The 13988-nt window shown below is 58.8% G+C and carries 11 protein-coding genes; 8 read left to right on the top strand and 3 right to left on the bottom strand.

Annotated features, from left to right (window positions below):
• Positions 1–170 precede the first annotated feature (170 nt).
• The 3 genes from H9Q10_RS07005 to H9Q10_RS06995 form a co-directional block, all read right to left on the bottom strand.
• Positions 171–3248 carry a DNA translocase FtsK gene (locus H9Q10_RS07005; RefSeq protein ID WP_197903253.1) on the bottom strand — a complete coding sequence of 1026 codons (3078 nt, stop codon included), beginning with the start codon at positions 3246–3248 and terminating at the stop codon, positions 171–173.
• Positions 3249–3483: 235 nt separating this feature from the next.
• Positions 3484–4317 carry a pantoate--beta-alanine ligase gene (gene panC, locus H9Q10_RS07000; protein ID WP_197903252.1) on the bottom strand — a complete coding sequence of 278 codons (834 nt, stop codon included), beginning with the start codon at positions 4315–4317 and terminating at the stop codon, positions 3484–3486.
• A 238-nt stretch (positions 4318–4555) separates the two neighbouring features.
• Positions 4556–5800 (bottom strand): LysM peptidoglycan-binding domain-containing protein, encoded by a 1245-nt coding sequence (locus H9Q10_RS06995; protein ID WP_197903251.1) that lies wholly within the window; start codon positions 5798–5800, stop codon positions 4556–4558.
• A 175-nt stretch (positions 5801–5975) separates the two neighbouring features.
• Between H9Q10_RS06995 and def the strand changes: the two genes are divergently transcribed.
• The 8 genes from def to H9Q10_RS06960 all read left to right on the top strand — a co-directional run bounded on the left by def (position 5976) and on the right by H9Q10_RS06960 (position 13984).
• Complete coding sequence (gene def / locus H9Q10_RS06990) at positions 5976–6479, top strand: peptide deformylase (RefSeq protein WP_197903250.1); 504 nt, start codon at positions 5976–5978, stop codon at positions 6477–6479.
• A gap of 26 nt (positions 6480–6505) precedes the next feature.
• Positions 6506–7441, top strand: coding sequence for a methionyl-tRNA formyltransferase (gene fmt, locus H9Q10_RS06985; protein WP_197903249.1), 936 nt, complete (start codon positions 6506–6508; stop codon positions 7439–7441).
• The gene (gene rsmB / locus H9Q10_RS06980) at positions 7438–8697 is read left to right on the top strand and encodes a 16S rRNA (cytosine(967)-C(5))-methyltransferase RsmB (protein WP_197903248.1); all 1260 of its coding nucleotides are present in this window, start codon (positions 7438–7440) and stop codon (positions 8695–8697) included. Before fmt ends, rsmB begins: the two co-directional genes overlap by 4 nt.
• The gene (locus H9Q10_RS06975) at positions 8660–9256 is read left to right on the top strand and encodes a DUF4390 domain-containing protein (protein ID WP_197903247.1); all 597 of its coding nucleotides are present in this window, start codon (positions 8660–8662) and stop codon (positions 9254–9256) included. Before rsmB ends, H9Q10_RS06975 begins: the two co-directional genes overlap by 38 nt.
• A gap of 10 nt (positions 9257–9266) precedes the next feature.
• Entirely contained in the window at positions 9267–11381 is a 2115-nt protein-coding gene (locus H9Q10_RS06970) for a sensor histidine kinase (protein WP_197903246.1), read from the top strand.
• A complete protein-coding gene (locus H9Q10_RS06965; protein WP_197903245.1) occupies positions 11368–12642 on the top strand; it encodes a sigma-54-dependent transcriptional regulator in 1275 nt (424 codons plus the stop codon). Before H9Q10_RS06970 ends, H9Q10_RS06965 begins: the two co-directional genes overlap by 14 nt.
• Positions 12643–12670: 28 nt before the next feature.
• Positions 12671–12793, top strand: a complete 123-nt coding sequence (locus H9Q10_RS12235) for a hypothetical protein (protein ID WP_274381497.1) — start codon at positions 12671–12673, stop codon at positions 12791–12793.
• Between the two features lie 231 nt (positions 12794–13024).
• Positions 13025–13984, top strand: a complete 960-nt coding sequence (locus tag H9Q10_RS06960; RefSeq protein ID WP_197903244.1) for an acetyl-CoA carboxylase carboxyltransferase subunit alpha — start codon at positions 13025–13027, stop codon at positions 13982–13984.
• Positions 13985–13988 lie beyond the last annotated feature (4 nt).

Below are 13988 nucleotides of genomic sequence, written 5' to 3'. Positions count from 1 at the left end.
TAGCCATACGGCACCCGCTCTGCCCATTTTGACCATGTTGAAACTCATACGTTCGGTCAACCTTTTCGAAAGATCGCCTTCTCCTGCAAACAGCCAGGCTCCCAAAAACAAACAGGCTACCTGAAAACCGTATAACCCGTTTTCAGGTAGCCTGTATGCTGTCTAGATGCTTAATCGTCTAAATGGTCCGACCGCGCCAGGATGGTGCGTTTGCCGTTGGTGTCGGCAGCCGACACGATGCCTTCGGCTTCCATTTGGTCCACCAGCGTGGCGGCTTTGTTGTAGCCGATGCGCAAGTGGCGTTGGATGGAGGAGATGGTGGCCTTTTGTGTGCGCAACACAATGGCCACGGCTTCGTCGAACAGCGGGTCTTTGGTGCTGCCGCCGATGCCGCTGTTGGCGTTGCTGAACAAATCGTCGCTGCCCACGCCGGAGGTGAGGATGTCTTCCACATAATCCGGTGCACCGAAGCCTTTAAGATATTCGGCCACGCGCTGCACTTCGCTGTCGGCCACGAAGGCGCCGTGCACGCGCTGCGGGTAGCCGGTGCCGGGCGGCAAAAACAGCATATCGCCTTGGCCGAGCAGGTTTTCCGCACCCATTTGATCGAGGATGGTGCGGCTGTCCACCTTGGAGGCTACCTGAAAAGCGATGCGGGTGGGAATGTTGGCTTTAATCAGGCCGGTGATCACGTCCACACTGGGGCGCTGCGTGGCGAGAATCAGGTGGATGCCGGCGGCGCGGGCTTTCTGCGCCAGCCGTGCGATCAGCTCTTCGATTTTTTTGCCGGAAGTCATCATCAGGTCGGCAAATTCGTCCACCACCACCACAATACTCGGCAGCCTAGTGAGGAGCTCGGGGTTGTCGGGGGTGAGGCTGAAAGGGTTGGCCAGGTGCTCGCCGCGCTCGGAGGCTTCTTTGATTTTCTGGTTGTAGCCCGCCAAATTCCGCACGCCCACATGGCTCATCAGGCGGTAACGTTTTTCCATTTCGTTCACGCACCAAGTGAGCGCGTTGGCGGCCAGCTTCATATCGGTTACCACTGGCGCAAGCAAATGCGGGATGCCTTCGTAAACAGACAGTTCCAGCATTTTCGGATCGATCATGATCAGGCGCACTTCATCGGGCGTGGCCTTAAACAGCAACGACAGGATCATCGCATTCACACCCACAGATTTGCCCGAGCCGGTGGTACCGGCCACCAAGAGGTGCGGCGCCTTAGCTAAATCAGTTACCACCGGCTCCCCGGTAATATCCTGCCCCAGCGCCAGTGTGAGCTTGGATTTGCTCTCTGCAAACACCGGCGAATTAAACACTTCGCTCAAACGGATCATCTGCCGCTTTGGATTGGGCAGCTCCAAACCCATGCAAGTTTTGCCGGGAATGGTTTCCACCACGCGAATGGCAGCCACTCCGAGCGAACGAGCCAAATCTTTTTCCAAATTAATCACAGAGTTGCCGCGCACACCCACATCCGGCTCAATTTCATAGCGGGTAATCACCGGCCCGGCATAAGCATCTACCACGTTTACTTTCACACGAAATTCGGCCAGCTTTTCTTCAATTTTGATGCTGTTCTCCAACAGCTGCTCTTCACTCAGGATGGCATTGCTGTCGTGTTGCGGCGGCAACAGCAACTCGTTCATCGGCACATGGTAGTGGCCAAAATCAGCAAACGATACCGCGGGCACAGCGGATACGGGTGTGGGAGTCGGCGGTAAATCGGGCAGCGGTGGGATGGTCGGCGCGGCAGGCTGGTTTTGCCAAGCCGCTTCGGCCGCGCCCTGCTCCAAGGCCTGCTGCCATTCATTGCCGTTATCGAACTCGATGCTGTTGTCGGCTGCAGGTGCCTGCTCCGCCAGCGAGTAATCGGGGCGGAAATGGTAGCCGGCGTTGGGCTCGGCTGTTCCGGTAGTTTGCTCGGGAGCAACTTCGGCAGGCTCGGCCTGCCCGGCTGAACGGTTGCCAATCAGCCAGGGCGGGGGGTGATCGCTAAGAGTTTGCTCGGGAAAAATATTTTGCGGTTCGGTGGGCACCGCCGACTCCTCCTCGGCAGGCGGATTGGGCTGCTCTTCAGGCCCGGCGGCCGGCTCGAACGGAGTGAAGCGGGTGGAAATCGGCGCCAAGCTGCTCTGCGGCGGCCACACCGGCATTTTCGCGCCTTGGCTGTGGCTCACGCGCGCCGCTGCCGGAATCACGCTCTCGCGTACGGTCTGACGCTTGAAGCGGTTGCGCTGGCGGTTGGCCGGGGCATCGGTTTTGGCCAGATTGGCCAAGATTTCGTCTTCGCCGATCACGGCCAAATCCAGCTGTTGCGGCGCGGTGACCGGCTCGGCAGTTTGTCCCGGCTGCCGGCGCGCGCGCAGGCGTTGGCGTAGGAGGTTGTTGCGGATGTCATCGGGGCTGATGGTGTGCGGCGTTTCAGCCGTTTTGGTTGCCGGCGGCTGGGGTTCGGTCGGCAGGTGTGCTTGGATTTTTTCGCGCACGTATTGCAGAGCCGGGTCGGCAGGGGTGATTTCCTCGCGCGGGGTTTCGGCGTGTGTCGGCGCTTTAATCGGCCAGTTCAGCACCACGGTTTCCAGCGGCTTGGCTTCGGCGCTTTCCTGCTTGTGCAGCATGCGCGTAGCCTCTGAAAGGGAAATCACAACCGGCTCTTCGCTGGGTTGTTCGGGATTTTCAGGTAGCCTGTGGCGGGTGGCTTCGGCTTCGGTGATTACCGGCAAATCGGCTGCCGGATCGGATAGGTTGAGGGTTTCAACTTGTTCGGCTTGCGGTTTTTCAGTGGCGGTTTCGGCTTGTTCGGTTTGCGAAGTCGGGCTTTCAATGGCAGTTTCCGGCGCTTCAGCTTGAACGCTTTGCCCCGGCGCTGCTGCAGCGGCTTCATCTTCAGCAATCAGATTGGCTTCTTCCGGGCTGAAAATCGGCAGTTCCTCCTGATTTTCGCTCACATTGCGGCGGCGGGCTTTTTTACGGCTGCCCACAGTGAGCTGTTCGATTTTCTGGCGCAGTTCGTCCTGCACTTTTTGGTAGTGCAGCTTCACTTGGGTTTGCGCGCGCTGCGGCAGCACATTGGGGCGGGCGGGTTGTTGCGGTGGGATTTCTTCTGTTGATTCAGGCTGTTCCTTATTACCTTGATGGCGATTGAGATAAGTAAGCTCTAATAGCCATTCGCGCTCCTCACGGGCACGCCACCACAGCAATCCGGCGATACCGGCCAACAGCAGAATCAATAGAATGGCTAAAAACATAAAACGGCAGCTCCCAATTTTCGCGTAAAGGCTGGTATTTTAACGTGTTTACAGCCGAAATCAAACTTTGAGGTCTTGGCAACACCTTCATCTTTGGCATATTTCTGCGATACGCCTTTCGCACGCTTACCTATCTACATGATATGTCTGCGCGTTCTGCAACACTATCACTTTAAACCGTGCTCAAATCTGAGGTTTTACCAAGGCCTTGGCCAGCCACAAGCGGACGGCACGTTTACAGCCGGATTTCGATGTTGTCGATCAGACGCGTGCTGCCCAAACGAGCAGCGGCCAGCACCACCAGCTCGCTGTCCCCCACATGGGCTACCTGAAGGCTGCCGGCATGACGAATTTCCACGTAATCCACCTGCCAGCCGGCCTGCGCCAGATTGGTCACCGCCTGTTGTTCCAAACCGGCGTAGTCGCGACTACCGGATTCGATGGCGCGGGCAACGGCCTGCAGCTCACGGTAGAGCTGAGGCGCTTGGGCGCGCTCGGCCGCGCTCAGGTATTGGTTGCGGCTGGAAAGCGCGAGTCCGTCGGCGGCACGGCCGATGTCTACCGGCACGATTTTCAGGTTGAAATTCAAGTCGTCTACCATGCCTTGGATGATAGCAAGCTGTTGGTAGTCTTTTTTACCGAAGCAGGCGTAATCCGGCTGCACGATATTGAACAGCTTGGCCACCACGGTGGCCACGCCGCGGAAATGGCCGGGCCGGAAGGCGCCGCACAATTCGTTTTGCAGGTTGGGCGGCTCAACGTTGTATTGCTGGGCCACGTGCGGGTAGAGCTCGCGCTCGTCCGGCGCAAACACCACGGCCACGCCTTCGTTTTGCAGCTTGGCGGCATCCTGCTCCAGCGTGCGCGGATAGCGGTCGAAATCCTCGCCTTGGCCGAACTGCAGCCGATTCACGAAAATACTGACCACAACTTGTTGTGCGCGTTTGGCCGCCTCGCGCACCAGAGCCAGATGCCCTTCGTGCAGGTTGCCCATGGTCGGCACCAACGCCACGCTGCCGGCTTGGCGGCGCCAGGTACGCAGTTCTTCAATCGTATGGATGATTTGCATAATGGTTTGCCCGATAATCAAAATGCGGCGCAGTATACTCCGCTGTGCTTAGTGAGGCTACCTGAAAACCGCCGCTTCGCTTGGATTTTATTTTCAGGTAGCCTCTTGCCTGATAAAGTCTGCCGGAGACCGCATGGCGTTACCAGATTAATATTATCAGGCTAGGCCGAATACGCCATCCGAAACAAAGGCTACCTGAAATTTTTCAGGTAGCCCCTTATATCGAACAGCTCAACGCTTAGCGGGTCGGCTCGACATTGCTGCGGAAATCGTATCCATGCGAATTTTGCGGCAAGTTGGACGAATGCGGACCGCTGTAGCCCATATCATCTAGATCGTGACCGGGCTCGGTGGCCAAATCGCCGATGGATACGTTAGCGGTGGATTCCAGAATAATGGCAGAAGAAACGTGCTCGCCGGCATTATATACCATAGCCAAGCCGATTTCCTCAGACGGAATAGCCACATATCTTACCCTCGGATTCGAAATCATATTGGTGCGAACCGGGCGGGGCTGGCGATAGAGGCTAACCACGGTGCCTTTATCCAAACCGTCAGCAATCCCTTTGTTCAGAATAACGGTACTGAACTGACCGGCTTCGCTAATGCCATCCAGCACATCCACAGCAATGGCGCGTACTTGGCTTTCGGGCTCGTGCGGCATCATGTTAAAGGCGTTTTCCTCACCGTTGTAGTGCAACAAGTAATCACCCTGGCGGATTTCGGCCACCTGTTCGCGAATCTGCAATGCCTGCGCAGTTTCTACAGGCTCTTTTCCTAACGCATGTACGCGGCTGTAATACTGATTGCTCGGCAGAGTCTGGCTTTCGCTCTCAGAACGGCGCTCCAAGGCGCTGCTGGTTACCGGCAAGGTAGCGAGCTTGCCGCTGAAGGTTACCAGCTGGCCGATGAATTTGCCGGTTTCCGGATCGCGAATGTCTTTAATCGGGCGGTAAACCAAGTATTCGCCCGGCTGAGTGATGCCATAGGCGTACACGCGGTCACCCAAGGAATACATGGTTTTGCCCTCCGGCCCGGCTACAATGCGTGGCGCTTTGTTGCTCTCATCGCGGGCGATTACCTGCGGATGTTTCATAAACATGCGGTAATAGTTGATGTTGATGGTGGAGATACCGTAGCCGGAAGAGGTTTCACGCACGCGCGGCTGCAATTTGACAGTGGGGATGCCGCCGCCTTCAACGCGCAGGCGCGGCCGACCGTTGACATAATGCAACACCAAGACTTGCCCCGGATAAATCAGGTGCGGATTACGGATGGCGCGGCGGTTGGCGCCCCACAGCTGCGGCCAGTGCCAAGGGCGGTAGAGGTATTTGCCGGAAATGCCCCACAGCGTGTCGCCGGTGCGCACGGTGTAGCGTGCGGGGGCGTTGGGGCGCACGCGCAAATTAGGCGCGGCCTCGGCGGGCAGTGCGGAAACAGTCAAGCCAATGGCGCAAAGCAAGGTTATAATATGTTTTCTCATGAGAGAGCTTCCCTTTAGGATTAACGAACCTGATAACGCTTTATTTACGTTGTTGTTGATGAAATTAACGGAATCATAGAACATTTTAGGTATCTTGCGCCAGTATTCGGGCGAAAAAACCGTTACAACCGTAACAAGAACGTAACTATCTATGCACACTGAAGAGAGAAATCAAATGGCTTTACTAAACATCCTGCGATACCCCGACCCCCGCTTGAACCTGGTTGCCAAGCCGGTAAAACAGGTGGACGAGCGCATCAAGCAGCTGGTGGCTGATATGGCCGAAACCATGTATGAGGCCAAAGGCATCGGCTTGGCTGCCACCCAGGTAGACGTACACGAGCGCGTGGTGGTGATGGATTTGTCCGAGAGCCGCGACCAGCTGCAAGTGCTCATCAACCCCGTGATTTTAGAACGCCACGGCGAAACCGTGTATGAAGAAGGCTGCCTGTCGGTGCCCGGCGTATACGACAAAGTTACCCGCGCCGAAACCATCGTGGCCGAGGCGCTGGATCTCAACGGCCAGCCCTATACCATTCATGCCGACGGTCTGCAGGCCATCTGCATCCAGCACGAAATCGACCACCTCGACGGCAAAGTTTTCGTGCAATACCTGTCGCGCCTGAAGCAGGAACGCATCAAAACTAAGATGAAAAAACTCGACAAACACACGCTGTAAACGCAGCAAGAGGCTACCTGAAAACCATGATCCGCAAAGTAATCTTCGCCGGCACGCCCGATTTCGCCGCCGCCGCCCTGCGCGCCATTGCCCAAGCCGGCTACGACATCCCGCTGGTGCTCACCCAGCCCGACCGCCCCAAAGGCCGCGGCATGAAGCTGCAAGCCTCGCCAGTAAAAACAGCCGCGCTTGAACTCGGTTTTCAGGTAGCCCAACCAGAGAGCCTAAAGAACGAAGCCTCTCAGGAAATGCTGCGTTCCATTGAAGCTGACATCATGGTGGTGGCCGCCTACGGCCTGCTGCTGCCGCAAGCCGTGCTGGATATTCCGCACCACGGCTGCCTCAACATCCACGCCTCCCTGCTGCCCCGTTGGCGCGGCGCCGCCCCCATCCAACGCGCCATCGAAGCCGGCGACAGCGAAACCGGCATCTGCATCATGCAGATGGACGCCGGGCTCGATACCGGTGCCGTCATCAGCCGCCACCCCTGCCCCATCCTCCCTGCCGACAACGCGCAAACCCTACACGACAAACTGGCCGACATCGGCGCCCGCGCCATTGTTGCCGATTTGCAACACTTTTCACAACGCACCGCCCAGCCGCAGCCCAGCCACGGCATCACCTACGCCCGCAAATTAAACAAAGCCGATGCCCAAATCGACTGGATGCAGCCCGCTGAAGCCATCGAACGCCGCATCCGCGCCTTCAACCCTGTACCCGGCGCCTGGTGCAGCTATCACGGCAAACCGATGAAAATCTGGTCGGCGCAAATCTGTGAAGCCGGCGGAGAAGCCGGCAGCGTATTGCAAGCCGATAAAAACGGCATTCAGGTAGCCTGTGGTAGCGGCTCCCTGCTCATCCAAACCCTGCAACCCGCCGGCAGCGCCCGCATGGAAGCCGCCGCCTTTCTGGCCGGCCACCCCATTGCCGCCGGCAGCCGCTTCGGAGCGGAAAACGCATGAGCCTAGCCAACGTCCAAACTCTCGCCGCCCACAGCGTGGCCGCCGTTGAAGCCGGCCGCAACCTGTCCGACGTGCTGGCCGAAATCTGGCGAGGCCACCCGCAACTTCCCCCGCAAGAACGCGGCGCCCTGCAAGACATCGCCTACGGCTGCCAGCGTTTTTCAGGTAGCCTGCGCGCCCTGCTCGGCCTCATGCTCAACAAACCCCTGCCCCGCGCCGATATCCGCAGCCTGATACTGGTGGCGCTCTACCAGCTCGCCTACAGCCGCAACGCCACACACGCCGTGGTAAACGAAGCCGTGCGTGCCGCCGGCAAAATTGGCAAAGGCCAATACAAAGCCCTCACCAACGCCCTGCTGCGCCGCTTCCTGCGCGAGCGCGATAACCTCATGCAGCAGGCGCAGCACAGCCCAGAAGGCCGCTACAACCTGCCCGCCTGGTGGCTCGCCCGCTTGCAGCAAGACTACCCGAACCACTGGCAGCAAATCACCGAAGCCTTCAACAGCCGTCCACCCATGACTCTGCGCATCAACCGCCGCCACAGCGACGCGGAAGGCTACCTGAAAATTTTAGCCGAACACGGTATGCAAGCCGAAGTCCTTGGCAGCCACGCCGTGATACTGGCCGCCCCCGTGCCCGTATCCGCCCTGCCCCTGTTTGCCGAAGGCGGCGTATCCGTACAGGATTGGGGCGCGCAACAGGCCGCCGCTTGGCTCAACGTGCGCAATGGCGAGCGCGTGCTCGACGCCTGCGCCGCACCCGGCGGCAAAAGCGGCCACCTGCTCGAATGGGCAAACTGCCAGCTCACCGCCCTCGACATCGACCCCGAGCGCCTGCAGCAGGTGTACGACAACCTGGCCCGCCTGCACCTGAATGCCGAACTGCACGCTGCCGACGCACGGCAATGGGCTTCGTGTTATGATGGCCCGCAGTTCGACGTAGTCTTGGCCGACGTGCCCTGTACTGCCTCCGGCGTGGTGCGCCGCCACCCCGACATCAAATGGCTGCGCCGGGAGCAGGATGCCGCCAACACCGCCGCCCAGCAGGCCGGCCTGCTCGATGCCCTGTGGCAAACGCTCAAGCCCGGCGGCCGCATGCTTCTCTCCACCTGTTCGCTATTTGACGAAGAAAACGGCAGCCAGCTGCAAGCCTTTTTACAACGCCATGCCGATGCTTCCTGCCGGCGCAGCGAAACCCTGTTACCCAATCCGCACCAAGATGGCTTCTATTACGCGCTTATCGACAAAACTGCTTAGCCTGCTGGCCTGCTGCCTGCTGGCTTTCGCAGCCGTGGGCGCGCAGGCGGACGGTATCAGCATCACTCGCTCCACCGCCACCCTCACGGCAGACGGCCGCCTGTCGGTAAACAGCCGTTTCCAAACCGAGTTGCCCGAGCAGCTTCAGGTAGCCCTCAAGCAAGGCGTGCCCCTCAACTTCCAGCTCAGCTACCGCCTGCAATCGCCCACCCTGGCCGCCTACCGCTGGCGGCTCGGCCAATTGGTCGGCTCCGCGCAAACCATCAACTACAAGCTCGCCTACCACCCGCTCACCGACCGCTACCGCGTGAGCGTGGGCACGTTCTCCACCGAATACAGCACCCTGCCCACCGCCCTGAAGGCCGTGGGTGCAGTAGCCAACTGGCAGGTGCTGGATAAAGGAGCACTCTCCGGTTCTTCTCCCGCCGAGGTAGCCGCCGATGTGCGCCTGAGCCTGAGCATCGGCGATTTGCCGCGCCCGTTCCAGATCAACGGCGAAACCTCCAAAAGCTGGCAGATCGATTCCGGCTGGCGCAAACTGCTGATCAGCCAGCAATAAAGGAGAACCCATGCGCCGCCTGCTCATCTTCATCGCAGTTCTGGGCATATTGGCCCTGTATGTGCTGGCACTCGCCACCGGCCACACCAGCAAACTGGCACAATATTTCTGGTGGATTCTCACTTTCAGCGCCTCCCTGCTGGGCATCCTGCTCACCATCTTGATTTCCCAACTCTGGAAGCTGTGGCACAACCGGCGCCAGCGGATTTTCGGCTCGCAAATCGCTACCCGCCTGGCATTGATGTTTATGCTGGTGGCAATTTTGCCCGGCCTGTTCCTGTTCGGCGTATCGGCGCAGTTTATTTCGCACAGCATCAATTCCTGGTTCGGCAACGAAACCGAAGAAGCGCTGGAACGCAGCCTGAGCCTGAGCAAATCGGCTTTGGATTTGGCACTGGATACTTCGGTACGCAAGGCGGCCAATATTCAGGTAGCCTTAATCGGCGAAATGTCGCTGCAGCAAGACGCGCGCCAGGCTTTGGGGCAGCTCGCCGACAACAGCGGCTTCGCCCAATTGGCGCTGTTCGACACGCAAACCCTCAACCGCGCCGCCGAATACCGACAGCCCGATGCCGATACATTGCCTCCGCCCGAGCTCACCCGCGACACCCTCGACGAAGTGCAAACCACCGGCACCGCCCGCAGCCTGGCCAACATCGGCAACACACTCTACGCCCAAGGCTGGCTCGCTCTGCCCGAGCTGCACGGTCAGCGCTACATCCTGTTTTTCCGCCAGCCGGTGCAAAAACAGGTGGCCGATGACGCCACCCTGATTGAAGCCGCCCGCGCCCGCTACGCCGAAGTGAGCTACGCCAAGCAAGGCCTGCAAACCTTCTTCCTGTTCACCCTGCTGATGGCCACCCTGCTGGCCATTCTGCTCGCGCTCGTGATCGCACTCTACTTCGCCCAACGCTTCACCGCGCCCATCCTTTCCCTAGCCGCCGGCGCCCGCTCCGTGGCACAGGGCGACTATTCCCAGCAGCTCGAGGTATACCGTAACGACGAGCTCGGTCGCCTCACCACCCTGTTCAACCACATGACCGCCGAGCTCAACACCTCACACAGCCGGCAGGAAGCCGCACGCCACTATCTCGAATGCGTACTCTCCAGCCTCACCAGCGGCGTGCTCACCCTCGACGACAAAGGCTACCTGAAAACCTGCAACAGCAGCGCCGGGCAAATCCTCATGCTCGACTTAAACACCTGCCGTGACAGCAATATCCACGAATGGCACCGCCTTGGCGTTGCCCAAGCGCTGGCCGCACAAGTTTTGCTCGCCATCCTCGCCACCGCAAACGACGCCAAACCCATCCAGCTTACCTACGCCGCACCCGACGAATCACGCATCCTACTGGGCAAGGCCACCCCCCTGCCCGAAGACAACGGCGCCGGCACCGTGCTCGTGTTCGACGACGTAACCGCACTGGTGCAAGCGCAAAAAGAAGCCGCCTGGGGCGAAGTGGCACAACGCCTGGCGCACGAAATCCGTAACCCGCTCACCCCCATCCAGCTCTCCGCCGAACGGCTGGCTTGGAAGCTCGACGGCAAGCTCGACGACAAAGACGCCGCCATGCTCACCCGCGCTACCGACACCATCGTCAACCAAGTGGCCGCCATGAAAGACATGGTCGAAGCCTTCCGCAACTACGCAAAAGCACCGAAACTCAAGTTGGAAAAAATCGATTTGCACCGCTTGGCTGCCGAAATCCTCGTGCTATACGAAAGCTCAAATTGTACATTTCACGCCGATTTCAGTAATATAGAAGCCGTAATCGAAGCAGATGCTGGCGCCATGCGGCAGGTTTTGCACAACATCCTGAAAAATGCCGCCGAAGCCGCCGCTGCCGACGAGCAGCCGAAAGTTAGCGTCGCCACCGAAGCAGAAGACGGAAAAATCGTCCTAACCATTTGCAACAACGGAAAAAGTTTTAGCGAAGACATGCTCCGCCAAGCCTTCGAACCCTATATCACCGACAAACCCGGCGGCACCGGCCTCGGTTTGCCCGTGGTGAAAAAAATCATAGACGAACACAACGGCCGCATATCGCTGGCCAACCGCCCCGAAGGCGGCGCCTGTGTGAAAATTACTTTACCCCTACTGATGGAAAACGATGCGCAGCAGTGATATTTTGATTGTCGATGACGAAGTGGGCATCCGCGATTTGCTGTCGGAAATCCTGCAAGACGAAGGCTATTCGGTTACCTTGGCCGAAAACGCCGAAGAAGCCCGCCAACTGCGAAACCAGACCCGCCCCACCATGGTGCTGCTGGATATCTGGATGCCCGATTGCGACGGCATTACACTTCTGAAGGAGTGGGCCAAATCCGGCCAGCTCAACATGCCGGTAGTGATGATGAGCGGCCATGCCAGCATCGACACCGCCGTGGAAGCCACCAAAATCGGCGCGCTGGACTTCTTGGAAAAACCCATCGCCCTGCAAAAGCTACTGGCCGCTGTAGAACGCGCCTTCAAACACAGCGCCATGCAGGCTGCCTCCACCATGTCGCTGGATAAACTCGGCACCAGCGAAGCCGTCAAACAGCTCAACCAGCAGCTCGAACGCGCCGCCCGTACCCAAGCCCCCGTGCTGCTAACCGGCGAGCCCGGTTCACCCTTCGAAATGGTGGCGCACTATTTCCAAACCGGCAACGCCCCGTGGGTAGAGCCCGGCAAAATCGAGCAAATCAGCGGCAGCCCCATCGAACTGCTGCAGAAAGCCAGCAACGGCGTGCTCTATTTGGGCGACATCGCCCAATACGGCAAAAGCATCCAGCAAGGCATCCTTTTCCTGCTCGGCAAGGCCGACCGCTACAACGTGCGCATCATCTGCGCCTGCAGCCAGCCCGTACAGGAGCTGCTCACCAACCCCGATTACGACAGCCGCCTGCTCAACAGCCTCTCGGCCATCATGGTCAGCATCCCCCCGCTGCGCCACCAGCCCGACGACATCGTCTTCCTGGTCGAACAGCTGATTCAGGAATTTTCCGAAAGCCGCAAAACCGCCGTCAAATTCAACACTGCTGCCCTCAATGCCCTGCGCCAATACGACTGGCCCGGCAACTTCGAGCAGCTGCGCAGCGTGGTGAAAAGCATCGTGCTCACCGCTGAAAGCAAAGAAATCGGCCTGGAAAACGTGCAGGCCGTGCTCAGCCAGTTCGCCCCCAGCCAGCCTTCCGAGCTGGTAGGCGGTTTCAACTTCGACCTGCCCCTGCGCGAGCTGCGCGAAGATTTGGAGCGGCGCTATTTCGAATACCACATCGCCCAAGAAGGCCACAACATGAGCAAAGTGGCGCAGAAAGTCGGGCTCGAGCGCACCCACCTCTACCGCAAGCTCAAACAGCTCGGCATCCAGTTTTCACGCCGCAGCGGGAGCGAAAGCAAATAAACCCCCGCCTCACGCAGGCTACCTGAAAATGCCCATTCGCTATTTTTCAGGTAGCCTGAATATCGCCTACACTTACACCATCCATACGCCAATAGGCTACCTGAAAATTTTCGAGCTATCTCTATTGATGCAGCCGCATAACAAAATTTAGCAAAAGCCCAAGCACAACAAAATAGTTAGCGCCGCAAGAGGCTGCCTGAAACCATCCCATATATCGAAAAATCAGCAACAATAGCTGCACAAACCGCGCATCTTAGCGTATCATTGCGGCGGTTTATACGGCTAAATCATGTTAAGAAACGCCTCCCGCCGCGCCCTATTGCCCGGGCAAGTTTCGCCGCCGCGCCCACACAGCCGGCCGCCGCAAACAAGGAACAAACCCATGAAACAGATTTTTCTCGATTTCGAACAGCCCATCGCCGAACTGGTGCAAAAAATCGACGAACTGCGCTTCGTGCAAAACGACTCCGTTCTCGACATTTCCGAAGAAATCGAACGCCTGCAAAAGAAAAGCAACGAGCTCACCAAAAGCATCTTCGCCAAGCTTACCCCCGCGCAGATTATGCAGGTTTCCCGCCATCCCCAGCGCCCCTACACGCTCGACTACATCGAAGCCCTGTGCACCGATTTCGAAGAGCTGCACGGCGACCGCCATTATGCCGACGACCACGCCATTGTGGGCGGCCTGGCCAAATTCGAAGGCCAGAGCGTGGTGGTGGTCGGCCACCAGAAAGGCCGCGACACCAAAGCCAAAATCCGTCGCAACTTCGGCATGCCCCGCCCCGAAGGCTACCGCAAAGCCCTGCGCCTGATGCAGACGGCTGAAAAATTCGGCCTGCCCGTGCTCACCTTCATCGACACCCCCGGCGCCTACCCCGGCATCGGCGCCGAAGAGCGCGGTCAATCCGAAGCCATCGGCCGCAACCTCTACGAACTCACCCGCCTGCGCGTGCCCGTGATCTGCACTGTGATCGGCGAAGGCGGCTCCGGCGGCGCATTGGCAATCGCCGTGGGCGATGCCGTGAACATGCTGCAATATTCCACCTATTCCGTGATTTCCCCCGAAGGCTGCGCCTCCATCCTGTGGAAAACCGCCGAAAAAGCCCCCGATGCCGCGCAAGCCCTCGGCATCACCGCCAAACGCCTGAAAACCTTGGAGCTGATCGACCAAGTCATTCCCGAGCCCTTGGGCGGCGCCCACCGCGACTACGAAGCAGTGATGGCCAACGTGCGCAAAACCATCCGCCAGCAGCTGGACGATTTGGAGCACCAACCCATCGACCAACTGCTCGCCAAGCGCTTCGACCGCATCATGGCCTATGGTAAATACACCGAAAAATAACCCC

Source organism: Eikenella glucosivorans, from assembly GCF_016025525.2.
Classification (GTDB): Bacteria; Pseudomonadota; Gammaproteobacteria; order Burkholderiales; family Neisseriaceae; genus Eikenella; species Eikenella glucosivorans.
This window is presented reverse-complemented; position numbering and strand designations above follow the sequence as displayed.

What these genes read in the sequence shown, in the direction of transcription:
- H9Q10_RS07005 (WP_197903253.1), bottom strand. Translation starts at nt 3,248, where the DNA reads ATGTTTTTAGCCATTCTATTGATTCTGCTGTTGGCCGGTATCGCCGGA.
- panC (WP_197903252.1), bottom strand. Translation starts at nt 4,317, where the DNA reads ATGCAAATCATCCATACGATTGAAGAACTGCGTACCTGGCGCCGCCAA.
- H9Q10_RS06995 (WP_197903251.1), bottom strand. Translation starts at nt 5,800, where the DNA reads ATGAGAAAACATATTATAACCTTGCTTTGCGCCATTGGCTTGACTGTT.
- def (WP_197903250.1), top strand. Translation starts at nt 5,976, where the DNA reads ATGGCTTTACTAAACATCCTGCGATACCCCGACCCCCGCTTGAACCTG.
- fmt (WP_197903249.1), top strand. Translation starts at nt 6,506, where the DNA reads ATGATCCGCAAAGTAATCTTCGCCGGCACGCCCGATTTCGCCGCCGCC.
- rsmB (WP_197903248.1), top strand. Translation starts at nt 7,438, where the DNA reads ATGAGCCTAGCCAACGTCCAAACTCTCGCCGCCCACAGCGTGGCCGCC.
- H9Q10_RS06975 (WP_197903247.1), top strand. Translation starts at nt 8,660, where the DNA reads ATGGCTTCTATTACGCGCTTATCGACAAAACTGCTTAGCCTGCTGGCC.
- H9Q10_RS06970 (WP_197903246.1), top strand. Translation starts at nt 9,267, where the DNA reads ATGCGCCGCCTGCTCATCTTCATCGCAGTTCTGGGCATATTGGCCCTG.
- H9Q10_RS06965 (WP_197903245.1), top strand. Translation starts at nt 11,368, where the DNA reads ATGCGCAGCAGTGATATTTTGATTGTCGATGACGAAGTGGGCATCCGC.
- H9Q10_RS12235 (WP_274381497.1), top strand. Translation starts at nt 12,671, where the DNA reads ATGCCCATTCGCTATTTTTCAGGTAGCCTGAATATCGCCTACACTTAC.
- H9Q10_RS06960 (WP_197903244.1), top strand. Translation starts at nt 13,025, where the DNA reads ATGAAACAGATTTTTCTCGATTTCGAACAGCCCATCGCCGAACTGGTG.